General features: G+C 66.6%; 22 protein-coding genes. 8 read left to right on the plus strand and 14 right to left on the minus strand.

The annotated features are described in order from the left end of the window. Positions 1–89 precede the first annotated feature (89 nt). From MJ602_RS09770 to clpB, 3 genes are all read right to left on the minus strand, one after another. The gene (locus tag MJ602_RS09770) at positions 90–1,529 is read right to left on the minus strand and encodes a coniferyl aldehyde dehydrogenase (protein ID WP_243020661.1); all 1,440 of its coding nucleotides are present in this window, start codon (positions 1,527–1,529) and stop codon (positions 90–92) included. A gap of 49 nt (positions 1,530–1,578) precedes the next feature. After that, on the minus strand, positions 1,579–1,923 hold the full coding sequence (locus MJ602_RS09775) for a hypothetical protein (protein WP_162016787.1): 345 nt from the start codon (positions 1,921–1,923) through the stop codon (positions 1,579–1,581). A 79-nt stretch (positions 1,924–2,002) separates the two neighbouring features. After that, the gene (gene clpB / locus MJ602_RS09780; RefSeq protein WP_243020663.1) at positions 2,003–4,606 is read right to left on the minus strand and encodes an ATP-dependent chaperone ClpB; all 2,604 of its coding nucleotides are present in this window, start codon (positions 4,604–4,606) and stop codon (positions 2,003–2,005) included. Between the two features lie 142 nt (positions 4,607–4,748). On the opposite strand from clpB, the gene MJ602_RS09785 reads away from it, so the two are divergent. After that, positions 4,749–5,519, plus strand: coding sequence for a transglutaminase-like domain-containing protein (locus MJ602_RS09785; protein WP_243020665.1), 771 nt, complete (start codon positions 4,749–4,751; stop codon positions 5,517–5,519). Here MJ602_RS09785 and MJ602_RS09790 read toward each other — a convergent pair. The 3 genes from MJ602_RS09790 to MJ602_RS09800 are packed head-to-tail and all read right to left on the minus strand — an operon-like array spanning position 5,504 to position 7,309. Continuing rightward, positions 5,504–6,253, minus strand: a complete 750-nt coding sequence (locus tag MJ602_RS09790; RefSeq protein WP_243020667.1) for a GNAT family N-acetyltransferase — start codon at positions 6,251–6,253, stop codon at positions 5,504–5,506. The genes MJ602_RS09785 and MJ602_RS09790 overlap by 16 nt on opposite strands. Positions 6,254–6,284: 31 nt before the next feature. Continuing rightward, on the minus strand, positions 6,285–6,731 hold the full coding sequence (locus MJ602_RS09795; protein ID WP_243020668.1) for a DUF1284 domain-containing protein: 447 nt from the start codon (positions 6,729–6,731) through the stop codon (positions 6,285–6,287). Beyond that, positions 6,731–7,309, minus strand: coding sequence for a biotin transporter BioY (locus MJ602_RS09800; protein ID WP_243020670.1), 579 nt, complete (start codon positions 7,307–7,309; stop codon positions 6,731–6,733). The genes MJ602_RS09795 and MJ602_RS09800 overlap by 1 nt, the downstream gene beginning before the upstream one ends. A gap of 172 nt (positions 7,310–7,481) precedes the next feature. On the opposite strand from MJ602_RS09800, the gene MJ602_RS09805 reads away from it, so the two are divergent. Then, positions 7,482–8,471 carry a biotin--[acetyl-CoA-carboxylase] ligase gene (locus tag MJ602_RS09805; RefSeq protein ID WP_243020671.1) on the plus strand — a complete coding sequence of 330 codons (990 nt, stop codon included), beginning with the start codon at positions 7,482–7,484 and terminating at the stop codon, positions 8,469–8,471. 14 nt (positions 8,472–8,485) lie between these two features. On the opposite strand, the gene MJ602_RS09810 is transcribed toward MJ602_RS09805, so the two are convergent. Beyond that, a complete protein-coding gene (locus MJ602_RS09810) occupies positions 8,486–8,968 on the minus strand; it encodes a molybdenum cofactor biosynthesis protein MoaE (RefSeq protein WP_243020673.1) in 483 nt (160 codons plus the stop codon). Between the two features lie 21 nt (positions 8,969–8,989). Then, positions 8,990–9,220: a hypothetical protein gene (locus MJ602_RS09815; protein WP_162016794.1), complete on the minus strand. Its 231-nt coding sequence runs from the start codon at positions 9,218–9,220 to the stop codon at positions 8,990–8,992. A 47-nt stretch (positions 9,221–9,267) separates the two neighbouring features. On the opposite strand from MJ602_RS09815, the gene MJ602_RS16740 reads away from it, so the two are divergent. From MJ602_RS16740 to MJ602_RS09825, 3 genes are read left to right on the plus strand one after another with little or no spacing between them, the layout of a single operon-like run. Continuing rightward, positions 9,268–9,402 (plus strand): hypothetical protein, encoded by a 135-nt coding sequence (locus MJ602_RS16740; RefSeq protein WP_277950308.1) that lies wholly within the window; start codon positions 9,268–9,270, stop codon positions 9,400–9,402. Between the two features lie 4 nt (positions 9,403–9,406). Next, a complete protein-coding gene (locus MJ602_RS09820; protein WP_162016795.1) occupies positions 9,407–9,736 on the plus strand; it encodes a hypothetical protein in 330 nt (109 codons plus the stop codon). 39 nt (positions 9,737–9,775) lie between these two features. Beyond that, positions 9,776–11,497: a hypothetical protein gene (locus MJ602_RS09825; RefSeq protein ID WP_243020675.1), complete on the plus strand. Its 1,722-nt coding sequence runs from the start codon at positions 9,776–9,778 to the stop codon at positions 11,495–11,497. Positions 11,498–11,577: 80 nt separating this feature from the next. Here the strand turns inward: MJ602_RS09825 and MJ602_RS09830 are convergent, their stop codons facing one another. The 6 genes from MJ602_RS09830 to MJ602_RS09855 form a co-directional block, all read right to left on the minus strand. Further along, positions 11,578–11,829, minus strand: coding sequence for a MoaD/ThiS family protein (locus tag MJ602_RS09830; protein WP_243020677.1), 252 nt, complete (start codon positions 11,827–11,829; stop codon positions 11,578–11,580). Beyond that, positions 11,826–13,031 (minus strand): molybdopterin molybdotransferase MoeA, encoded by a 1,206-nt coding sequence (locus tag MJ602_RS09835; protein WP_243020717.1) that lies wholly within the window; start codon positions 13,029–13,031, stop codon positions 11,826–11,828. The genes MJ602_RS09830 and MJ602_RS09835 overlap by 4 nt, the downstream gene beginning before the upstream one ends. Before the next feature lie 17 nt (positions 13,032–13,048). Beyond that, positions 13,049–13,603 carry a molybdopterin-guanine dinucleotide biosynthesis protein B gene (mobB, locus tag MJ602_RS09840; RefSeq protein WP_243020679.1) on the minus strand — a complete coding sequence of 185 codons (555 nt, stop codon included), beginning with the start codon at positions 13,601–13,603 and terminating at the stop codon, positions 13,049–13,051. A 70-nt stretch (positions 13,604–13,673) separates the two neighbouring features. Further along, a complete protein-coding gene (thrC, locus tag MJ602_RS09845) occupies positions 13,674–15,104 on the minus strand; it encodes a threonine synthase (protein WP_243020680.1) in 1,431 nt (476 codons plus the stop codon). A 12-nt stretch (positions 15,105–15,116) separates the two neighbouring features. Further along, positions 15,117–16,478, minus strand: coding sequence for a homoserine dehydrogenase (locus MJ602_RS09850; protein WP_243020682.1), 1,362 nt, complete (start codon positions 16,476–16,478; stop codon positions 15,117–15,119). Between the two features lie 71 nt (positions 16,479–16,549). Further along, positions 16,550–17,779 (minus strand): pyridoxal phosphate-dependent aminotransferase, encoded by a 1,230-nt coding sequence (locus MJ602_RS09855; RefSeq protein ID WP_243020684.1) that lies wholly within the window; start codon positions 17,777–17,779, stop codon positions 16,550–16,552. A 124-nt stretch (positions 17,780–17,903) separates the two neighbouring features. Between MJ602_RS09855 and MJ602_RS09860 the strand changes: the two genes are divergently transcribed. From MJ602_RS09860 to MJ602_RS09870, 3 genes are all read left to right on the plus strand, one after another. Then, positions 17,904–18,284, plus strand: a complete 381-nt coding sequence (locus MJ602_RS09860; protein ID WP_162016802.1) for an Mth938-like domain-containing protein — start codon at positions 17,904–17,906, stop codon at positions 18,282–18,284. Positions 18,285–18,401: 117 nt separating this feature from the next. Beyond that, positions 18,402–18,887 carry a peroxiredoxin gene (locus MJ602_RS09865; protein WP_162016803.1) on the plus strand — a complete coding sequence of 162 codons (486 nt, stop codon included), beginning with the start codon at positions 18,402–18,404 and terminating at the stop codon, positions 18,885–18,887. Positions 18,888–19,043: 156 nt separating this feature from the next. Then, on the plus strand, positions 19,044–20,771 hold the full coding sequence (locus MJ602_RS09870) for a PhoH family protein (protein ID WP_243020686.1): 1,728 nt from the start codon (positions 19,044–19,046) through the stop codon (positions 20,769–20,771). Positions 20,772–20,870 lie beyond the last annotated feature (99 nt).

Consider the following 20,870-nt stretch of genomic DNA (forward strand, 5'->3'; position numbering starts at 1 on the left):
AACGAAACGGAGCGGCATTGTCGCCGCAAATGAAAAACGCCCCTCCACGGGGCGGGAAAACGGGGCTGTGCCCCGGCGCTTTCCAGTGCTCAGAAAAGGCGGCGCAGCAGGCCCATGACCTGGTCGAAACGCGGCCCGTAGGGTGGGTAGAACAGGTGGCCCATGGCCCAGCGCGACTGCACCAGCACCGACTTCTGGTGGCAAAAACGCAGGAAGCCCTGCTCGCCATGGTAGGCGCCCCAGCCGCTGTCGCCCACACCGCCAAAAGGCAGGCCGTCGTGGGCAATGTGCATGAGCGTGTCGTTCACGGTGACCCCGCCGCTGACGGTGCGGCGCAACACGTCGTCGCGCACGGTGGTGTCGTTGCCGAACCAGTACAGCGCCAGCGGGCGCGGGCCGCTGTTGATGTGGGTGATGGCGTCGTCGAGGCGCTCGTAGGAGATCACGGGCAGGACGGGGCCGAAGATTTCTTCCTGCATGAGCTGCATGCCCGAGGTGGCACCGAACACCAGCACCGGCGCCATCTGGCGGCTGGTGCCGCCATCTTGCACCGCCGCCTGCGGCGTGGGCGATTCGCCAGGGGCCGGGTCCATGTTCTGCACGTCGGCCCCCTGGGTCTGCGCCTGCTGCACCATGGTGCGCAGGCGGGCCAGGTGGCGCGGGCTGATGATGGAAGCGTAGTCGGGGTTGCCCGCGATGCGCGGGAACAGCTGGGCCACGGCCGCGCGGAAGGATTCGGCAAACGCCGCCTCCTGGCCGCGCGGCAGCAGCACGTAGTCGGGGGCGATGCAGGTCTGCCCGGCATTGAGCAGCTTGCCGTGCGCGATCTTGAGGGCAGCGTCCTTCAGGTCGCAGCTGGCGTCGATGATGCAGGGCGACTTGCCGCCCAGCTCCAGCGTGGTGGGCGTCAGGTTGGCGGCGGCGGCCTGCGCCACCTTGCGCCCCACGGCCGTGGAGCCCGTGAACACCAGGTGGTCGAAGGGCAGCGCACTGAAGGCGCTGGCCACGGTCGCATCGCCCTGCACCACGCAAACCTCTTCGGGGGTGAAGAACTGGGCCAGCAACTGCGCCAGCTGGGCCGAGGTGTGGGGCGTGAGTTCGCTGGGCTTGATCATCACGCGGTTGCCCGCGGCCAGCGCGGTGATCGCCGGTGCCAGCGCGAGCTGCACCGGGTAGTTCCAGGGCGCGACCACGCCCACCACGCCCAGCGGCTGGCGCAGGATCATGGCGCTGGCGGGCTGCAGGTACAGCGGCGTGCCAACGCGCTGCGGCTTCATCCAGCGCGCCAGGTGGCGCAGGGTGTGGCCGATGAGCGAGCGCAGTACGAACATGTCGGCAATCTCGGTCAGGCGCTGCGAACGCACGCCGAAGTCGGCCTGCACGGCAGCGGCCAGCGTGGGGCCGTGCTCGTCCAGGAGCTTGCGCATGCGCAGCAGGCGCTCGCGGCGCACCAGCAGGGGCACATCCACCTGGGCGCGGCTGGCCTGGTACTGTGCGTCAAACAGGGCTTGAAGGTCGGCGTGGGTCATCCGCGCATCATACGGGCGGCAGGCATCCCGCATGTGTAGGGAGTTGCGTCTATCGCGGCGCGCCCGGCTCGCGCGGCTGCACGTCGGTGATGTCCTCGGCGCCAGGCAGAGGGCGCAGGTGCGCAGGGGTGTCTGTACCCGGCGCAGCGCTGCGGCCAGAGCCCATCCAGTGCTCGCTTCGGCGCACCACGGTCGTCCAGCCGGTGCGCGGGTCGATGGGCATGGCCCAGGGAGTGACCGAGCGGCCCGTGACGCGCGCCCACAGGGCACGCAGCCCCCAGAGCAAGGCCAGCACCAGGGCTGCGGCCAGCAGGCTCACAAAGAACACCACGCCCATGGCCAGCAGCAACAGGCGCAGCATCCAGCGGGCCAGGCCCGCAAGCAGATCGTTCAAGCAACCTCCAGGTGTTTGAGTGAAATCGGCATCCAGCGCCCGTATTTCAGGCGCAAGATGCTATCTATTTTATAGCATATCAAACCACAGGGGCGGCGCTGAAGCGGAACACCCCTGGCTCCAGCACCGGATCGACGCCGACCGCAATCGCGCTCTTGGGCGGGAAGCGCCCTTCGAGCAGCAGCCTGGACAGCGGGTTCTCGATGCGCTGCTGGATGGCGCGCTTGAGCGGCCGCGCGCCAAACACCGGATCGAAACCCACCTTGGCCAGCTCGGCCAGTGCGGCGGGCGAGACGTCCAGCGACAGCTCCATGCGCGCCAGACGGCCTTGCAACAGGCGCAACTGGATGCGTGCGATGGACTCGATGTGCTGCGCGTCCAGCCCATGGAACACCACCGTCTCGTCAATGCGGTTGAGGAACTCGGGCCGGAAGTGGTTCTTCAGCTCACCCCACACGGCGTCCTTCACCTCATCGTAGTCCTGGCCCACCATGGCCTGGATCAGGTGCGAGCCGATGTTGCTCGTCATCACGATCACGGTGTTCTTGAAGTCCACCGTGCGGCCCTGGCCGTCGGTCAGGCGGCCATCGTCCAGCACCTGCAAGAGCACGTTGAACACGTCGGGGTGGGCCTTTTCCACCTCGTCGAGCAGCAGCACGCTGTAGGGCTTGCGGCGCACGGCTTCGGTCAGGTAGCCGCCCTCCTCGTAGCCCACGTAGCCGGGCGGCGCGCCGATGAGGCGGGCCACGGAATGCTTCTCCATGAACTCGCTCATGTCGATGCGCACCAGGTGCTCTTCGCTGTCGAACAGGAAGCCCGCCAGTGCCTTGCACAGCTCGGTCTTGCCCACGCCCGTGGGGCCGAGGAACAGGAACGAGCCCGTGGGGCGGTTCGGGTCCGACAGGCCCGAGCGCGAGCGCCGGATCGCGTTGGCCACAGCGGCAATGGCCTCGTCCTGGCCTACCACGCGCTCGTGCAGCTTGGTTTCCATCTGCAGCAGCTTGTCCTTTTCGCCCTGCATCATCTTGGCCACGGGGATGCCCGTGGCGCGGCTCACAACCTCGGCGATTTCTTCGGCGCCCACCTGGGTACGCACCAGCTTGTTGCCGCTGGCGCCCTCGCCCGCAGCCTCCTGGGCCTGGGCTTCCTTGAGGCGCTTGTCCAGCTCGGGCAGCTTGCCGTATTGCAGCTCGGCCACCTTGTTGAAGTCGCCCTTGCGCTTGAGCTCTTCGATCTGCAGCTTGATGCGCTCGATGTCCTCACGCACCTGGGCGCTGCCCTGGGCCTGGGCTTTTTCGGCCTTCCACAGCTCTTCCAGGTCGGCGGATTCCTTTTCCAGCTTGGCGATTTCTTCCTCGATGAGCTGCAGGCGTTTTTGCGAGGCCTCGTCGGTCTCTTTTTTCATCGCCTCGCGCTCGATCTTGAGTTGGATCAGCCGGCGGTCCAGCTTGTCCATGACCTCGGGCTTGGAGTCGATCTCGATCTTGATCTTGGCCGCGGCCTCGTCGATCAGGTCGATGGCCTTGTCGGGCAGGAAGCGGTCGGTGATGTAGCGGTGGCTCAGCTCGGCCGCAGCCACGATGGCCGGGTCGGTGATGTCCACGCCGTGGTGCACTTCGTACTTCTCCTGCAGGCCGCGCAGGATGGCAATGGTCTGCTCCACCGTGGGCTCATCGACCAGCACTTTCTGAAAGCGCCGCTCCAGCGCCGCATCCTTCTCGATGTACTTGCGGTATTCGTCCAGCGTAGTTGCGCCGATGCAGTGCAGTTCGCCGCGCGCCAGGGCGGGCTTGAGCATGTTGCCGGCGTCGATGGCGCCTTCGGCCTTGCCCGCACCGACCATGGTGTGGATTTCGTCGATGAACAGGATGATGCGGCCTTCGTCCTGCGCCACCTCCTTGAGCACGGCCTTGAGGCGCTCTTCAAATTCGCCCCGGAACTTGGCACCGGCCAGCAGGCCTGCCATGTCCAGCACCAGCACCTTCTTGTCGCGCAGGGTCTCGGGCACTTCGCCGTTGACGATGCGCTGCGCCAGGCCTTCCACAATGGCCGTCTTGCCTACGCCGGGTTCGCCGATCAGCACGGGGTTGTTCTTGCTGCGGCGCTGCAGCACCTGGATGGCGCGGCGGATCTCGTCGTCGCGGCCGATCACCGGGTCGAGCTTGCCCTGGCGTGCGCGCTCGGTCAGGTCCAGCGTGTATTTCTTGAGCGCCTCGCGCTGGCCCTCGGCCTCGGGGTTGTCCACCTTCTGGCCGCCGCGCACGGCTTCGATGGCCGCCTCCAGGCTCTTGCGCGTCAGGCCGGCGGAGCGCACGGCGTTGGCAAAGTCGGTCTTGGCGTCGCACAGCGCCAGCAGCAGCAACTCGCTGGCCACAAACTGGTCGCCACGCTTGATGGCCTCTTTCTCGGCACCTTGCAGCAAGCCCACCAGGTCGCGCCCGACGGTGACCTGCTCCTGGCCCTGCACCTGCGGCAGCTTCTTCATGCCGGCCTCGGCAGCAGCGAGCAGGCCGCCGGTGTTGGCACCGGCACGCTCGAGCAGCGCGCGCGGACCGTCCTGCTGGCGCAGCATGGCGGCCAGCAGGTGCGGAGGCTCGATGTAAGCATGGTCCTGCCCCAGCGCGAGCGACTGGGCGTCGGCCAGAGCTTCCTGGAACTTGGTGGTGAATTTGTCGATACGCATGGCGAATGTTTCTCCTATTGCATCCCAACTAAGGCCCGCTTTCAGTTTTTCAACGGCGCACCGCCACAACATCCGCGCCGCGCCCCTTGACTTTGAAGTTTCTCGAAGGTTTGCAATGGAGCCTATTTCACCAGGAGAACCCATGTCCCCCACCGAGCACCGTGCCCTGCTGCGCCCCACAGCCATTCTGGACTACACCCATCCCCGGATCGAGGCCCTGATCCAGTCACGCGGCTGGCGGCGCCTGCCAACGCGCGAGCGCATCGCCGCCATCTATGACTTTGTACGCAACGACATCGCCTTTGGCTACAACCTGGCCGACGACCTGCCCGCCTCGCGCGTGCTGGACGATGGGCTGGGCCAGTGCAATACCAAGGGCAGCCTGCTGATGGCCTTGCTGCGGGCCTGTGGCATCCCCTGCCGCCTGCACGGCTTCACCATCGACAAGGCACTGCAGAAAGGCGCCATCACCGGCCTGGCCTACGCCCTGGCGCCACGCAACATCGTGCACAGCTGGGTCGAGGTGGAACTGGACGGCCAGTGGCTGGAACTGGAAGGCTTCATCCTGGATGCCGACTACCTGCGCGCTCTGCAACAACGCTTTGCCAAGCACCAGGGGCCTTTTTGCGGCTATGGAGTTGCCACGCCCGACCTGCACGCCCCTCCCGTCGAATGGAATGGCGGCAACACCCACATCCAGAAAGACGGCATCAACCAGGACTTGGGGGTGTTCGACGACCCGGACCGCTTTTACGCGCGCCATGGCGCGAACCTGGACGGCCTCAAGCGCTGGCTGTTCCAGACCGTGGTACGCCGCTGGATGAACCGGAACGTGGCGCGCATCCGCAGTGCCCAGTCCAGCCACCCACCGCAGGCAGGCAGCCAGCCAGCAACGCCTCAAGGGCGCCAGTAGGCATAGCCCCAGGCCAGCGCCAGCCCCGCGCGCCGGTACAACGCCAGTGCGGGGGCGTTGTGCTGGTCCACCTGCAGGAACACGCGCTCGATGCCGCGCTGGCGCGCCTCTTGCGCCATGGCGCGCAGCACACATGCCGCCAGGCCCTGGCCGCGCTGCGCCGCCGCCGTGCGCATGCCATGCACACCCAGCCAGCCCTGGCTGTAGCTCGCCGCGCCGCAGGCCACGGTCTCGCCCGCCCTTTGCACGCTGGCATAGCACAGCCCCTGGGCACGGGCCAGTGCGCGGGCGCGGCTGGCACCGTCCACCGGGTCCAGGCCTGCGCCCAGGTACATGGCCATCCAGGCGGCGTCGGGCTGGGCATCCAAGCGCGTGGCGGGGCCGGCGGCGGGGAGATCGAGCAAGGCCTGCACCGTGCCCACCTGGGTCCAGGTGGGCTGGCAGCGCTGCCAGCCCTGGGCCTGCAAGGCTTGGTGCCAGGTCGCATACGCCGGCACATCGGGCAAGCGCAAGGCGGGTACAAAGCCGACCGCACGATAGGCCTGCACGATGGCATCGAGCCGCTCCAGCGGCTGCGCCGCATGGTGCAGGGGCACGGCGCTGCGTGCACGACCCACGGTGCCGCTGTCCATGGGCAGCAGCCAACCCGGCTGCTCATCCAGGCGCTCGGGCGCCACGGCGGCCACAGTAGCGCGCTCGATCGATTCGATGTCGGGGGTGATGACGGTATCCATTTCAGCCAACCATCATGCCGGATAGTTGCCGTCAGTCCATGGGCGCAGCGTCCAGCTCCATGTGCAGTAGCGTGCCCGCAAAACCGTCCTGCGCAATGTCCGTGCACAAGTGCTCCCAGGGGCAGCCCGTGCACGCGCTGCGGATGTCCCCCTGGGCAAAGGCAGCACGCAATTGCGCCAGGCGCAACGCGCTGAGCGCAACGCGCGCTCCAGGCACAAGCGCCTGGCCCAACCAGGGGGCCAGCGCATCGGCCGCCAGTCGATCGCGCTGCGTGACGCTCGTGTTGTGGCAATGCGCACAGGCATCGCTGCACAGGGGAGCGCAAATGGCGTCCGGGCCCGTGACCAGCTCCATGGGTTCTCCAGCCCCCAGCCGCTGCACGATGCCATTGAACCCGTGGACGAAGGCCGGGCTGTAGCCTTCACCCGAATAGCTCAGCATGCACAGCAGATGGTGTGCACGCATTGGCACGGCCATCAGCGCTTCCAGTGGCTGCGCGCGCTGTGCCACAGGGCCAGCGATGCCGCGCCCAGGGCCGACTTGACCACATCACCGACCAAAAAGGGCTGCACACCCAACTGCCAGCCCTTGGCCGCGCCCACCATGGCCCCCAACCAGAGCCCACCCAGCGCCAGGATCAGCGTGGTGCACAAAAACATGGCCCCAAAGGCACGCAGTGGGCGGGCGCCATCCCAACCGCGTGCGGCCAGCCAACCCATCAGCACCGCACCGACCGGGAAGGCAAACAGGTACCCGCCCGTGGGCCCGAAGAAGGGTGCGAGGCCGCCCTTGCCGCCAGCCAGCACCGGCATGCCCAGCGCCGCTTCGAGCAGCCAGGCCAGCACGGTCAACCCACCCAGGCGCCAGCCGTAGAGCGCGCCCACCATGAGCACGGCAAAGGTCTGCATGGACACCGGCACGGGCGACAGCGGAATGCTCACATACGACGACAGGGTGAGCACCACCGTGCCCGCCAACACCAAGCCCGCCTGGCGCAACCACCGCGCCGGGCCTTGCACACCGACGACCGGGGAAGCAGAAACATCTTGAGTCATGAACCAATCCTGATGAACAAAACAATGACGAAGGCTTGCTCCCCCGCCGCAAAACGCAGGCAAGTATCTGCACCGAAGCGCCAATTGTCAACCAAAATTTATAATTACGTTTACACAAATCAGGCTCAGGGCATCAAGTCTGGTCACGACAAACTGCGGCACACTCCCCGGCATGAAAGCCACCTTGGATCCCCGCGAAGTGCTGCAGCAACTGGCCCATGGCGGGCCGGTGTCGGGTGCGGAGCTGGCTGCGCAACTGGGTGTCACACGCGCCGCCGTCTGGAAGCAGATCGAGGCGCTGCGCGCCGCTGGGCTGCCCATCGAGGCACGCACCAAGGTGGGCTACTGTCTGCCCTGGCCCATGGAGCTGCTGGACGCCGAGCGCATCCAGCAGGCCCTGCCCAACCCAGCCGCCCCCGTGCAAGTGCATTGGGCGCTCGATTCCACGCAGGATGCGCTGGCGCGCCTGCCGGGCGACGCCCCTGATCTGTCCGTGGTGCTGGCCGAAACACAGACGCAAGGGCGTGGTCGGCGTGGGCATGGGTGGGCGTCCCCCCCTTGCCAGGGTCTGTACCTGTCGTGTCTGAAGCACTTCGCGGGCGGGCCCGCCAGCCTGGCGGGCCTGTCCATTGCCGCCGGGGTGTGCGTGGCCCAGGCCCTGACCGAAGCCGGTGTGCCGGACCTGCAACTCAAATGGCCCAATGACGTGCTGGCGCACGGCGCCAAGCTGGCTGGCGTCCTGATCGAGGTGCAGGGCGAATACGACGGCCCCTGCACCGCGCGCGTGGGCGTGGGCGTGAACCTGCGGCTGCCACCGGAATGGCATGCCAGGCTGGGTCAGCCCGTCACGGACCTGGCCTCGCTGTGCGGCGGTAGGCCGCCGGAGCGCAATGCGCTGGCGGCGCGGCTGATCGACCATCTGCGCACGGGTTTGATCACATTCGAGGAAAAAGGCCTGGCGCCCTTCGTGCCTGACTTTGCCCGGCGGGATGCACTGGCGGGCCAGGCACTGACCCTCACCGGTGCGGGGGACCTGCACCATGGCGTGGGCCGGGGAATCGATGCCCGTGGCGCGCTGCGCGTGGAACACGCGGGCCAGGTACACACCATCCAGAGCAGCCATGTGTCGGTGCGCCTGCAGCCCTCGTCGGGCGGCGGCTGACCCCCTCGGCGCCCTCAGGCGTTGGGCGCCACGATGCCCCAGCGCGCCAGCGCCGCATCGTCGCTCACGCGGGCATCGACCCAGCGCGCACCTTGCGGGGTTTGTTCCTTCTTCCAGAACGGCGCCTGGGTCTTGAGGTAGTCCATCAGGAACTCGCAGGCCTCAAAACTCGCGCCCCGATGCGCCGAGGTCACGGCCACGAGCACGATCTGGTCGAGCGGCGCGAGCAGGCCCACGCGGTGGATGACGCGCGCGCCAAAGATGTCGAAGCGCGCCATGGCGGCGTCGATCATGGCCTCGATGGATTTTTCGGTCATGCCAGGGTAGTGCTCCAGTTCCATGGAGGCCACGGCGTCGCCCTCGGCCCCATTGCGGTCGCGCACCGTGCCCACAAAGCAGCACACAGCGCCCACGCGCTTGTCCTGCGCACGCAGGGCGGCCAGTTCGGCAGAGACGTCAAAATCATGGGTCTGGATCGAGACACGCGGTGGGTTCATGGCCAGTACAGTACGGGAAAACTATGGCGAGCGATGCAGGCGCGGCGCGGCCAGCAGGGCGCGCTCTTCCTCGACGAACGCGGCCAGCAGCCGCAGCGCAGGGGTGGGCGAAAGTTCAGCCAGCAGCGCCTGCAGCCGAACGATGTCGGCAACGGTGGGCGCTACCTTGATCTGCGCCCTGGCCATCTCCAGGTTGCCTGCGCGGATCAGCGCAAAGACCTTGGCAGCCCATTCATTTTTCGCTCGCGCCATGGCGCCCTTTCCGGTGTCTTCAGGTTCAGCGATCGATTCTCGATACGATGTACCCGCACTGTAACGCCCATTGGAGCCTGTTTGCCGCCCACCGCCTTGCCGACCGAAAAATGGGACAGCTTGTCACCTTCGAACTGGAGCAGGACATTGCGCGCTTCCAGCAGCAGTTCACACCCGACTGAACGCATGCACGACGACAACCAGATTCTCATCCCCGACTCCTTCGTGGCCCTCTGCACCGATGCACGGGGCCGTCTGCGCACCCCGGTGCAGCAGCTGCGCGAACGCTACGAGCTGTGCGAAGACCTGGCCTGCCATCTGGTGGAGCAGGCGCAAACGCTGTACCACGTGCAAGCCCCCTCCGAAGCCGAAATCCTGCTGCGCATCCACGCCGGGCTCAGCAGCCCCGGCGCGGGCACCAGCCCGGCAGAGGCCAGCTGGGTGGTGCAGCGCCTGGCCGAGCTGCTGCAGTGGCGCTGTCCGGAGTTGCCCCCTCTTCCCCCAAACGAGGCATAGGCATAACATGGGCTCCTCCCACACATGGAGGGCTCCACGATGCTGCGCTTGCTCACCTTGTCCACGGCGCTGTGCGCCTGTCTTGCGGCGCAGGCCGCGTCCTCCAGCTTCCACAGCGCCACGGGGGAAATCCACATCACCGAGATCGGCATCACGGGCGACCCCACCCGCTACCGTGACGTGGTGCTGCGCCTCACAGGCCCGTCCCCAGTGTCGCTGAACGACCCGCGCGCCACCACCTTCAGCTACGACGGCGCCAGCGGCGCCCTGCATCTGCCGACCCTGGTGTTCGAGGGACGGGCCTTTCAGGGGGTGCGCGTGGAGCGCGCGCAACTGGAAGTGGTGCGGGTAGGCGCTGTGGCGGCAGGCACGGCACAGGCCTTTCCGGGCGCGGCCGGCTTTGGCGCCCAGGCCACGGGAGGGCGTGGGGGACGGGTCATCACCGTCACCAACCTCAACGCCAACGGCCCCGGCTCGTTGCAGGCTGCCCTGAACGAAACCGGCCCCCGCACCATCGTTTTTGCCGTGAGCGGCCTGATCGACGCCCCTGTGCACCTGACGCGTGGCGACGTGACCATTGCCGGGCACACCTCGCCCGGTGGCATCACCATACGCCAGCTTCACACCACCGAAGAACCCTACTGCGACCAGGACGCCGCCTGCCCCGCAGGCAGCCGCAAGGCCGACAACTGGATCCTGCGCCATGTGCGCATCCGGCCCGACGGGCAGCATGACGACGGCCTGCGCCTGCGCTACACGCGCCGCGCCATCGTGGACCATGTCTCCATCGGCGGCGCTACCGACGAGGCGGTGGAAATTTCCTACGCGCAGGACATCACCGTGCAGAACACGCTGATTGCCGAAACCGTGGGTGACCATGCCGACCGCGGAGGGGTGCTGGTCAACTACAGCAACCCGGCGCAGGGCTACGAGCTTACACGGCTGGCGCTGCACCACAACGTGTTCAACCGCATCCTCGGCCGCTACCCCGAGCTCTCGCGCGAGAGCGCAGCGGCCGCAGGATCGGTGATGGACATCGAGCTGTCCAACAACCTGTACTGGGACATGGGCTACTTCATCGATGTGAACAACACCACGGTGTCGGCGTCCGATGCCGGCTCGCCCATTTACTACCGCATGAACCTGGCCGGCAACCAGGCGGTGGCACGCAGCGCTGGCCAGCCCGAGCCTTTCCGCTTCGGCATGGTGCACGTGGCCACCCCCCTGGGCGCCGCACCGCTGACCCGCACCTGGCTGTCTGGCAACAGGCTCAACCTCTACCCGGACCGCAGCGACTACGCGCTGATGTACTGCTGCAACGACTACCCGGAGCACGCCGCCAACCCGGCCATGCCCTTCTTCGGCACACCGGAGCGCCACGACTTTCCCTTCATCGGCTACGACCAGGCCGGTGACCTGGCACCGCGTGCCATGCTGCGGGCAGGCGCCTTCCCGCGCGACCCCATGGACCGGCGCCTGATGGATGCCGTGGAGCGTGGCCAGATTGCCCTGCAGCCACGCCACATCAACCCGGCGGGCGACGGCAGCGCACTGCCCTTCAGCGCCGCCCCCTTGCCCCCGCAGGACAGCGATGGCGACGGCATGCCCGATGCCTGGGAACAGGCCCACGGGCTCAACCCTGGTGCGCAGGACCACAACGGGCAGGAGCTGTCCATGCCGATGATCGGCGTGCCTGGCTACACCAACCTGGAGGTGTACCTGCACGAGCTGTCGGAGCAGCGCATTCGGGAGGGGCGCTGAGGAACGCCTTGCTGGCCGTGGCGACCACCCACCAGCAAGGGGCCGCTTCACTTCCCTGGCAAAAAGAGCGTGAACAGGCCCTACCCGCCCGTGACGGGTGGGAAAAACGCCACCTCGGCCCCGTCGCGCAGCGCAGCGGCCTCGTCGCTGAGCACCTGGTCCAGCGCCATGCGCACGGCCCTGCCACGGGCCAGGACGCTGGCGTAGGAGCCGCCGCGGGCCAGGAGTTCATCTCGCAGCGCGCCCAGGGTCGTGGCGCTGGTGTCCAGCACCTCGCTGCCCTGCCCCACTGCCTCGCGGATGGAAGCGAAATAACGCACCGTGATCTTCATGCGGCCAGCTCCGAGAATGGCAGATAGCGCACCGTGTCACCGGGCGCGATGGCCTGGCCTGGGGGGTTGTCCACCACCCCGTCACCCCAGACGGTGGAAGTGAGCACGCCCGAGCCCTGGTGCGGGTACAGGTCCAGCCCACCTGCGGCATTGCGGCGCACGCGCAGGAATTCGCGGCGCTTGTCGGCCTTGGGCCAGGCGAAATCGGCACGGGCCGCGATGGACGGCATCGTCACATCGCGCACCCCCTGCAGGCGCAGCAGGAAGGGGCGCACCAGCACGGCAAAGGTGACGAAACTGGCCACCGGGTTACCGGGCAGCCCCAGAAAATGCGCCTGCCCCACGCGGCCGCAGGCAAACGGCTTGCCGGGCTTGATGGCGATTTGCCACAGGTCCAGGCTGCCCAGCGCCTGCACGGCGGGCTTGATGTGGTCTTCCTCACCCACCGACACGCCGCCGCTGGTGAGCACCACGTCGTGCCCGGCAGCGGCTTCGCGCAGCGCAGCCAGGGTGGCTTCGCGCTGGTCGGGCACCTTGCCCAGGTCGGTCAACTCGCAGCCCAGGCGCTGCACCAGTGCGCGCAGAAAGAAGCGGTTGCTGTTGAAGATGGCGCCCGGCGGCAACTGCTCCGGCGGTACCTGGCCCGGCATGACGAGCTCGTCGCCCGTGGACAGCAGCGCAACGCGCGGCCTGCGCGCCACGGGCAAGTGCTCCAGCCCGATGCTGGCCGCCAGGCCCAGGGCCGCAGGCGCCAGGCGTGTGCCCGCGTGCAGCACGGTGCTGCCCAGGGCGATGTCTTCGCCCGCGCGGCGGATGTTCTGGCCGCTGTGCGGCTGGGTTTGCACGCGCACCGTGCCGTCGTCCTGCGCCACGCAGTCCTCCTGCATGACCACGGCGTCGGCGCCGGGCGGCACGGGCGCGCCAGTGAAGATACGCGCAGCGGTGCCGCCCTGCAACGGAGCGCCGACACTGCCCGCCGCAATGCGCTGCGACACGGGCAACGCGATGCCAGGGGCAGCCACATCGGCACAGCGCAGTGCGTAGCCGTCCATGGCACTGTTGTCGAAGGCAGGCACCTGCAGGGCCGAGACCAAGTCCTGCGCCAACACGCGGCCATCGGCCTGCAGCGTGGGCACGGATTCGGTGCCTGGCAGCGGCTGGGCACGCGCCAGGAGCGCGGCCAGGGCCTCGTCCAACGGCATGAGGGGCGCGCGCGGGCTCACAGCAGGCCTCCGTGCTGGTCCCAGTGGTATTCAAAGCGCTCGCCCTGCGCCAGCAGCCACTGCGCCACCTGGGCGGGCTGGTTCAGATCCAGCACCGGCAACTGCGTGGGCACGGGCAGGCGGTCGGGCGTGTCGGTGGCCACGGCGGCGACGAAATCGTCCTCGGGGTAGCGTACCGGGCGTGCTTCCTGGCCCGGCGCCGGGGCGCGCCAGACCTCGATCTTGAGCAGGTCGCTTTCCTTGAAGCCTTCCACCAGCACCCAGTCCACACCCTCGTACAGTTCGGCCAGCATCTGGTGCACGGTGAGCTGCGCGGGCTGCTCGAATTCACGCACCAGGGCAAGGCGCCGGTCGGAGGCGATCACCACCTCGAAGGCGCCGGCCTCGCGGTGGCGGTGCGAGTCCTTGCCGGGGTGGTCGATGTCGAAACGGTGGTGGGCGTGCTTGACCACCGACACCCGCAAGCCCTGCTGGCGCAGCAGGGGGATGACCTGCTCGATCAGCGTCGTCTTGCCGGAGTTGGAAAACCCGGCAAAGCATGCAACCTTCATCCGTCAGTCCTTCAATTGCTATTATTTCAATAGCTACTTGCGCTTTCTGGACGGGCGCCAGAACCAATTCTTATTGACAATGCCGTTCGATATAGGCCTTGACCTGCTGCACGTCGGCAGGCATCACCTGCACGCGCTTGGGCAGGTCTTCAATGCCGTCGAACTTGGCCGGGCGCTCGGGCGCATGGCCCAGGGCTTCCTGGATCGTCTCAGCGAACTTGATGGGCAGGGCCGTCTCCAGCACGATCATGGGCACACTGCCATCGCCGCGGTGCTCGCGCGCCACCTTCACGCCGTCGGCGGTGTGGGTGTCGATGGTGATGCCGTGGCGCTGGTAGTTGTCACGGATGGTGGCCAAGCGGTCAGCATGCGTGCTCTTGCCGCTGGCGAAGCCGTACTTGGCGGCGGCATCGGCAAAGCGCGGGTCCTGGCTCAGGTCGAACTGGCCTTGCGTGGAGAGCGCATCGCCGAACAGCGCCTTGGTCTTGGCCGCGTCGCGGCCCAGCAGGTCGAACACGAAGCGTTCGAAGTTGCTGGCCTTGCTGATGTCCATGGACGGGCTGGAGGTTTCGTGCGTGTCGGCGCTGCTGCGCACGCGGTACACGCCGGTGCGGAAGAATTCGTCGAGCACGTCGTTCTCGTTGGTGGCCACCACCAGCTGGGCGATCGGCAGGCCCATCATGCGCGCCACATGGCCCGCACACACGTTGCCGAAGTTGCCGCTGGGCACGGTGAAGCTGACCTTCTGGTCGTTCGTTTCCGTGGCCTGCACGTAGCCGGCGAAGTAGTACACCACCTGCGCCAGCAGGCGCGCCCAGTTGATGGAGTTGACGGTGCCAATCTTGTACTTGCGCTTGAACTCGAGGTCGTTGCTGACGGCCTTGACGATGTCCTGGCAGTCGTCGAACACGCCCTCAATGGCGATGTTGTGGATGTTCTCGTCCTGCAGACTGAACATCTGCGCCTGCTGGAACGGGCTCATGCGGCCGTGCGGGCTGGTCATGAAGACGCGCACGCCCTGCTTGCCCTTCATGGCGTATTCGGCGGCGCTGCCGGTGTCGCCGGACGTCGCGCCCAGGATGTTGAGCTGCTCGCCCCGGCGCCCCAGTTCGTATTCGAACAGGTTGCCCAGCAGCTGCATGGCCATGTCCTTGAAGGCCAACGTGGGGCCGTTGGACAGGGCTTCGAGCCACAGGCCGTCTTCCAGGTGGCGCAGCGGCACGATCTCGCCGGTGCCGAACACCTCGGCGGTGTAGGTCTTGGCGCACAGGGCATGCAGGTCGGCCGCCGGAATGTCGTCGATGTAGAGCGAGAGGATCTGGAACGCCAGCTCGGCGTAGCCCTGCTCGTGGTAGGCCTTGCGCAACTGGGTCAGCTGGGCATCGTCGATCTGCGGGTAGTGCTCGGGCAGGTACAGCCCGCCGTCGGGCGCCAGGCCTTCGAGCAGGATGTCGCAGAAATGCTTGCGGTCCGGGTGGCCGCGCGTGGAGAGGTACAGCATGGCGGTCTCGTCCTAGTTCAGCTCTTCCTTGCGGATGCGGGTGATGGGCGCCAGCACCGTGGGGAGCGCCTGCATCTGGGCGATGGCGTCGTTCATGGTGCCTTCGCGCGTATCGTGCGTGAGGATGATGAGGTCGGTCTGGGTGGAGCCCTCGCCGCCCACTTCGTCGGCCTCGCGCTGCAGCACGGCGTCGATGCTGATGCCGGCGCCAGCCAGGATGCCGGTGACCTTGGCCAGCACGCCAGCCTGGTCGGCCACGCGCAGGCGCAGGTAGTAGCTGGTGACCACTTCGCTCATGGGCAACACGGGCAGCGCATCCATGGCGTCGGTCAGCGTGTGCGGCTGGAAGGCCAGGTGCGGCACACGGTGCTCGGGGTCGGCCGTGTGCAGGCGTGCGATGTCCACCAGGTCGGCAATCACGGCGCTGGCCGTGGGCTCGGAGCCCGCCCCCTTTCCGTAGTACAGCGTGGTGCCCACGGCATCACCCTGCACCACCACGGCGTTCATGGCGCCTTCGACGTTGGCGATCAGGCGCTTGGCGGGCACCAGGCTCGGGTGCACGCGCAGCTCCACGCCCCCAACGGCTTTGCCGTTGGCATCAAATCTTTCGGCCCGCTTGGTGATGCCCAGCAGCTTGATGCGGTAGCCCAACTGCTCGGCGTACTTGATGTCGGCCGCGCCCAGCTTGGTAATGCCTTCCACATAGGCCTTGTCGAACTGCACCGGGATGCCGAAGGCGATGGCCGACATGATGGTGGCCTTGTGCGCGGCATCCACGCCCTCGATGTCGAAGGTGGGGTCGGCCTCGGCATAGCCCAGGCGCTGCGCTTCCTTGAGCACGACGTCGAAGTCCAGCCCCTTGTCGCGCATTTCGGACAGGATGAAGTTGGTGGTGCCGTTGATGATGCCGGCGATCCACTGGATGCGGTTGGCCGTGAGGCCCTCGCGCAGCGCCTTGATGATGGGGATGCCACCGGCCACGGCGGCTTCAAACGCCACCATGACGCCCTTGGCGGACGCAGCCGAGAAAATCTCGGTGCCATGCACGGCCAGCAGCGCCTTGTTGGCAGTGACCACATGCTTGCCCGCCGCAATGGCTTCGAGCACCAGCGCCTTGGCGATGCCGTAGCCGCCGATCAGCTCGATCACGATGTCGATGTCCGGGTTGGCGATGACGGCGCGGGCGTCGTTGACGACCTGCACGCCCTCGCCCACAACCGAACGGGCGCGCTCCACGTCCAGGTCGGCCACCATGGCAATCTCGATGCCACGGCCCGCGCGGCGGCGGATTTCTTCCTGGTTGCGGCGCAGCACGTTGAACACGCCGCTGCCCACGGTGCCGATGCCCAGAAGGCCTACTTGGATGGGTTTCATCAGAGAACTCTCAGTAAAAAATGCTTCCAGCGCCCGTCCATCAAGCGCGAGATGCTATAAAAACAATAGCTTCAAGCCTTTGCGTGGCGTTGCCGGTACTGGGCCAGGAAGGCCGCCAGTCGCCCAATGGCCTCGCGCAAGTCGTCCTCGTGCGGCAGAAAGACGATGCGGAAATGCTGGTTGTCGGGGTAGTTGAAGCCCGAGCCCTGCACCAGCATCACGCGCGTGGCGCGCAGCACCTCCATGAAGAACTGGCGGTCGTCCTCGATGGGGTACATCTCGGGATCCAGGCGCGGGAACATGTACAGCGCGGCCTGGGGCTTGACGCAGGTGACACCGGGGATGGCCGTGATGAGTTCGTAGGCCAGATCGCGCTGGCGGCGCAGGCGGCCGCCTTCCTTGATGAGGTCGTTGATGCTCTGGTAGCCACCCAGCGCCGTCTGGATGGCCCACTGGCCCGGCACGTTGGAGCCGAGCTTGAGGTTGGCCAGCATGTTCAGCCCCTCGATGTAGTCGCGCGCGGCCCGCTTGTCGCCCGAGACCACCATCCAGCCCGCGCGGAAGCCGCAGGAACGGTAGGCCTTGGAGAGCGAGTTGAAGGTGAGCGTAAGCACATCGGTGGACAGGCTGGCCATGGCCGTGTGCTTTACGCCCTCGTACAGCACCTTGTCGTACACCTCGTCCACCAGCAGCACCAGGTCGTTCTCGCGCGCCAGCTGCACGATGCCGCGCAAAAGCGCGTCGGAATACAGTGCGCCCGTGGGGTTGTTGGGGTTGATGACGACGATGCCGCGCGTGCGCGGCGTGATCTTGGAACGCATGTCTTCCAGACTGGGCATCCAGCCGTTGGACTCGTCGCACACATAGTGCACCGGCACGCCGCCCGCCAGGCTGGTGGCCGCCGTCCACAGCGGATAGTCGGGCGCGGGCAACAGCAGCTCGTCGCCGTCGTTGAGCAGCGCCTGGGTTGCCATGACGATGAGTTCGCTCGCACCGTTGCCCAGGTAGATGTCGTCCAGCGTGACGCCCGCGATGCCTTGCTGCTGGGTGTAGTGCATGACGGCCTTGCGCGCCGCGAAGATACCCTTGCTGTCGGAGTAGCCTGCCGAGTCGGGCAGGTTGCGCGCCATGTCCTGCACCACCTCCTCGGGCGGATCGAAGCCGAACGGCGCCATGTTGCCGATGTTCAGCTTGATGATCTTCTGCCCCTCGTCCTCCATCTGCCGGGCCGCGTCCACGATGGGGCCGCGCACATCGTAGAGAACGTTGTTGAGTTTGGTGGACTTGAGTACGGTTTTCATGCGCTTGAGCTCGGGTGGCATAGGCCCGCCACGGGCCAGGGGCATGTGGCGAAACCTATAATTTGACCACAGTTCCCACCGCCCCACGCACCCGCTCCGTTGCAGGTGCTGCCCGCACCGCCCCATGAAATTCCAGCCCGATCGTTTCGACGCCCACAGCATCACCGGATATGGCCCGGGATGGATCAGCGTGGGCGCTGAAAAGGTGCATTCCAGCCTGGTGATCGGATCGCGCGGGCTGCGCCAGGCCTGGGACTGCACGCGGTTCGAGGACCTGAGCGCCGATCACTTCGCCCAACTGGCCCTGCTCGACGCCGAAGTGCTGCTGCTGGGCAGTGGCGACCGCCTGCGTTTTGTGCCCCCCGCTTGGCTCGCGCCGCTGATGCAGCGCCATATCGGTGTGGAGACCATGGACACGGCCGCCGCCTGCCGCACCTACAACATCCTGGCTGGCGAAGGGCGCCATGTGGTGGCCGCCTTGCTCGTACAAACCCCAGGCAACTGACGCCAAGCCTGCGATTCAGGGTAAAATAGCGGGTTGCTGCCGGTGGCGACCCACAAGAAGAACCAGCCTCACACCCACCGGTGATTCAACGACCTCACCCAGAGAGAACGAAGACATATGGCGATCGTTGTCAACAAACCCCTCCCTGAATTTGAAGCCAATGCGACCAGCGGGGTCAAGGTTTCCAATACGTCCCACAACGGCCAGATTCTCGTCCTCTACTTTTACCCCAAGGACAACACCCCCGGCTGCACCACCGAGGCGATGCAGTTCCGCGACAAGTACAAGGACTTCGTCAAGGCGGGTGCCGCCGTGTTCGGCGTCTCGCGCGACAACATGAAGTCGCACGACGAGTTCAAGGAAAAGCTCGAACTGCCCTTCGACCTGATCGCCGACACGGAAGAGAAAATGTGCCACATGTTCGGCGTGGTCAAGAACAAGATCATGTACGGCAAGAAGGTCAAGGGCATCGAGCGCAGCACCTTCCTCATCGGCCCCGACGGCGTGCTGCTGCAGGAGTGGCGCGGACTGAAAGTGCCGGGCCATGTGGAAGAAGTGCTCAAGGCCGTCAAGGCGCTCAAGACCCTCAAGAAAGCCGCCTGAGGCGCGCCTGCAACGCCTGGATGGCCCTGTCATCCAGGGCGTGCATAATGGGCCGATGCCGCTGTACTGCGCAACGCCTCTCCTATACCGACAAGCCGCCTGGGCCTCCCGGCGGCTTTTTGCTTTCTGAACCCTTCCGACCGCTTTTTCCGCACCATGCCCCTGCCTCCCGCACCGACCCGGCGTGCCGCCCGACTCGACCCCGAAGCCTTTATGGCCCCGCCCGAAGGGGCCACGCCCACCACCAAACGCCAGCGCAGCACCCGTGGTGAAGCCCACCCCGTGGCAGTCACGGCTGCGGCCACTGCGGACGCCCCCGTGGTAGAGCCTGCGCCCGCTGCCCCCAAAGCCCCCGCGTCCCGCAGCACCAAGATGCCCGCCAAGGCAGCCTTGCTGTCCTCCGCCCCGGCCCCAGAAGTGGCACCCAGCCCAGAGACGGCTCCCGCTGTGAGCGCCGAAACCCCCAGGCGCGCTCGCAAGGTGCGCAGCACCGGTCCCACCAAGCTGTTCGTGCTGGACACCAACGTGCTCCTGCACGACCCCAGCAGCCTGTTCCGATTCGAAGAGCACGACATCTACCTGCCCATGATCGTGCTGGAGGAACTGGACGCCCACAAGAAGGGCATGACCGAGGTAGCCCGCAACGGCCGCCAGGTCAGCCGGGCGCTGGACGCCCTGGCCGCCGCTCAAGGTGCCGACATGGGCAAGGGCCTCAAGCTCGACTCCACAGGCCAGCGCGGCGCGGGAGGAAGCCTGTTCTTCCAGACTTCGACCCTGGATTTCCAGCTCCCCACCAGCCTGCCCCAGGGCAAGGCCGACAACCAGATCCTGGGTGTAGTGGAAGCCCTGCGACGCCAGAATGCGCCGCGTGAAGTGGTGCTGGTGTCCAAGGACATCAACATGCGCGTCAAGGCGCGAGCCCTGGGCCTTCCTGCCGAGGACTACCAGAACGACAAGGCACTGGAGGACGGCGACCTGCTCTACTCCGGCGCCCTGCAACTGCCCCAGGACTTCTGGAGCCGCAACGGCAAGTCCGTGGAGAGCTGGCAAAGCGGCGCGCACACGTTCTACCGTATCAGTGGGCCTATCGTGCCGCAGTTGCTGATCAACCAGTTTGTGTACTTCGAGGCGCCGGGCGAACCGAGTTTGTACGCGCGCGTGAGCGAAATCCGCGACAAGACCGCCGTGCTCAAGACCCTCAAGGACTACGGCCACGCCAAAAACGCGGTGTGGGGCGTGACTACGCGCAACCGCGAGCAGAATTTCGCCGTCAACCTGCTGATGGACCCCGACGTGGACTTCGTCACCCTGGCGGGCACCGCGGGCACCGGCAAGACACTGATGGCCCTGGCCGCAGGCCTGACACAGGTGTTGGACGACCGCCGCTACACCGAGATCATCATGACCCGCGCCACCGTCAGCGTGGGCGAGGACATCGGCTTCCTGCCTGGCACGGAGGAAGAAAAAATGGGCCCCTGGATGGGCGCACTCGACGACAACCTCGAATTCCTGGCCAAGGGCGATGGTGGCAACGCCGGTGAATGGGGCCGCGCGGCCACCAACGAATTGATCCGCAGCCGCATCAAGATCAAGAGCATGAACTTCATGCGCGGCCGCACGTTCATGAACAAGTACGTCATCATCGACGAAGCGCAGAACCTCACGCCCAAGCAGATGAAGACGCTCATCACGCGCGCCGGCCCCGGCACCAAGATCATCTGCATGGGCAATCTGGCGCAGATCGACACCCCCTACCTCACCGAAGGGTCGTCGGGCCTGACCTTTGCCGTGGATCGCTTCAAGGGCTGGCCGCACAGCGGCCACATCACCCTGGCGCGCGGCGAGCGCTCACGCCTGGCGGACTTTGCCAGCGAAGTGCTCTGAACCGCGGCGTCAATGCACAAGGGCTGCCAGCGCAATGCGCTGGCAGCCCTTTTTTTTGGCACCGTATGCGTTGCCACACAAAAAATGCTACGTTAATGA

This window comes from Simplicispira sedimenti (assembly GCF_022760965.1).
Taxonomy (GTDB): domain Bacteria; phylum Pseudomonadota; class Gammaproteobacteria; order Burkholderiales; family Burkholderiaceae_C; genus Simplicispira; species Simplicispira sedimenti.

Coding starts and splice junctions, on each gene's coding strand:
- MJ602_RS09825 (WP_243020675.1), top strand. CDS start 9,776: ATGCTGCGCTTGCTCACCTTGTCCACGGCGCTGTGCGCCTGTCTTGCG.
- MJ602_RS09795 (WP_243020668.1), bottom strand. CDS start 6,731: ATGGCCGTGCCAATGCGTGCACACCATCTGCTGTGCATGCTGAGCTAT.
- MJ602_RS09810 (WP_243020673.1), bottom strand. CDS start 8,968: ATGAACCCACCGCGTGTCTCGATCCAGACCCATGATTTTGACGTCTCT.
- MJ602_RS16740 (WP_277950308.1), top strand. CDS start 9,268: ATGTACCCGCACTGTAACGCCCATTGGAGCCTGTTTGCCGCCCACCGC.
- MJ602_RS09870 (WP_243020686.1), top strand. CDS start 19,044: ATGCCCCTGCCTCCCGCACCGACCCGGCGTGCCGCCCGACTCGACCCC.
- mobB (WP_243020679.1), bottom strand. CDS start 13,603: ATGAAGGTTGCATGCTTTGCCGGGTTTTCCAACTCCGGCAAGACGACG.
- MJ602_RS09815 (WP_162016794.1), bottom strand. CDS start 9,220: ATGGCGCGAGCGAAAAATGAATGGGCTGCCAAGGTCTTTGCGCTGATC.
- MJ602_RS09800 (WP_243020670.1), bottom strand. CDS start 7,309: ATGACTCAAGATGTTTCTGCTTCCCCGGTCGTCGGTGTGCAAGGCCCG.
- MJ602_RS09790 (WP_243020667.1), bottom strand. CDS start 6,253: ATGGATACCGTCATCACCCCCGACATCGAATCGATCGAGCGCGCTACT.
- MJ602_RS09785 (WP_243020665.1), top strand. CDS start 4,749: ATGTCCCCCACCGAGCACCGTGCCCTGCTGCGCCCCACAGCCATTCTG.
- MJ602_RS09850 (WP_243020682.1), bottom strand. CDS start 16,478: ATGAAACCCATCCAAGTAGGCCTTCTGGGCATCGGCACCGTGGGCAGC.
- MJ602_RS09855 (WP_243020684.1), bottom strand. CDS start 17,779: ATGAAAACCGTACTCAAGTCCACCAAACTCAACAACGTTCTCTACGAT.
- MJ602_RS09820 (WP_162016795.1), top strand. CDS start 9,407: ATGCACGACGACAACCAGATTCTCATCCCCGACTCCTTCGTGGCCCTC.
- clpB (WP_243020663.1), bottom strand. CDS start 4,606: ATGCGTATCGACAAATTCACCACCAAGTTCCAGGAAGCTCTGGCCGAC.
- MJ602_RS09835 (WP_243020717.1), bottom strand. CDS start 13,031: ATGCCGTTGGACGAGGCCCTGGCCGCGCTCCTGGCGCGTGCCCAGCCG.
- thrC (WP_243020680.1), bottom strand. CDS start 15,104: ATGCTGTACCTCTCCACGCGCGGCCACCCGGACCGCAAGCATTTCTGC.
- MJ602_RS09860 (WP_162016802.1), top strand. CDS start 17,904: ATGAAATTCCAGCCCGATCGTTTCGACGCCCACAGCATCACCGGATAT.
- MJ602_RS09865 (WP_162016803.1), top strand. CDS start 18,402: ATGGCGATCGTTGTCAACAAACCCCTCCCTGAATTTGAAGCCAATGCG.
- MJ602_RS09770 (WP_243020661.1), bottom strand. CDS start 1,529: ATGACCCACGCCGACCTTCAAGCCCTGTTTGACGCACAGTACCAGGCC.
- MJ602_RS09805 (WP_243020671.1), top strand. CDS start 7,482: ATGAAAGCCACCTTGGATCCCCGCGAAGTGCTGCAGCAACTGGCCCAT.
- MJ602_RS09830 (WP_243020677.1), bottom strand. CDS start 11,829: ATGAAGATCACGGTGCGTTATTTCGCTTCCATCCGCGAGGCAGTGGGG.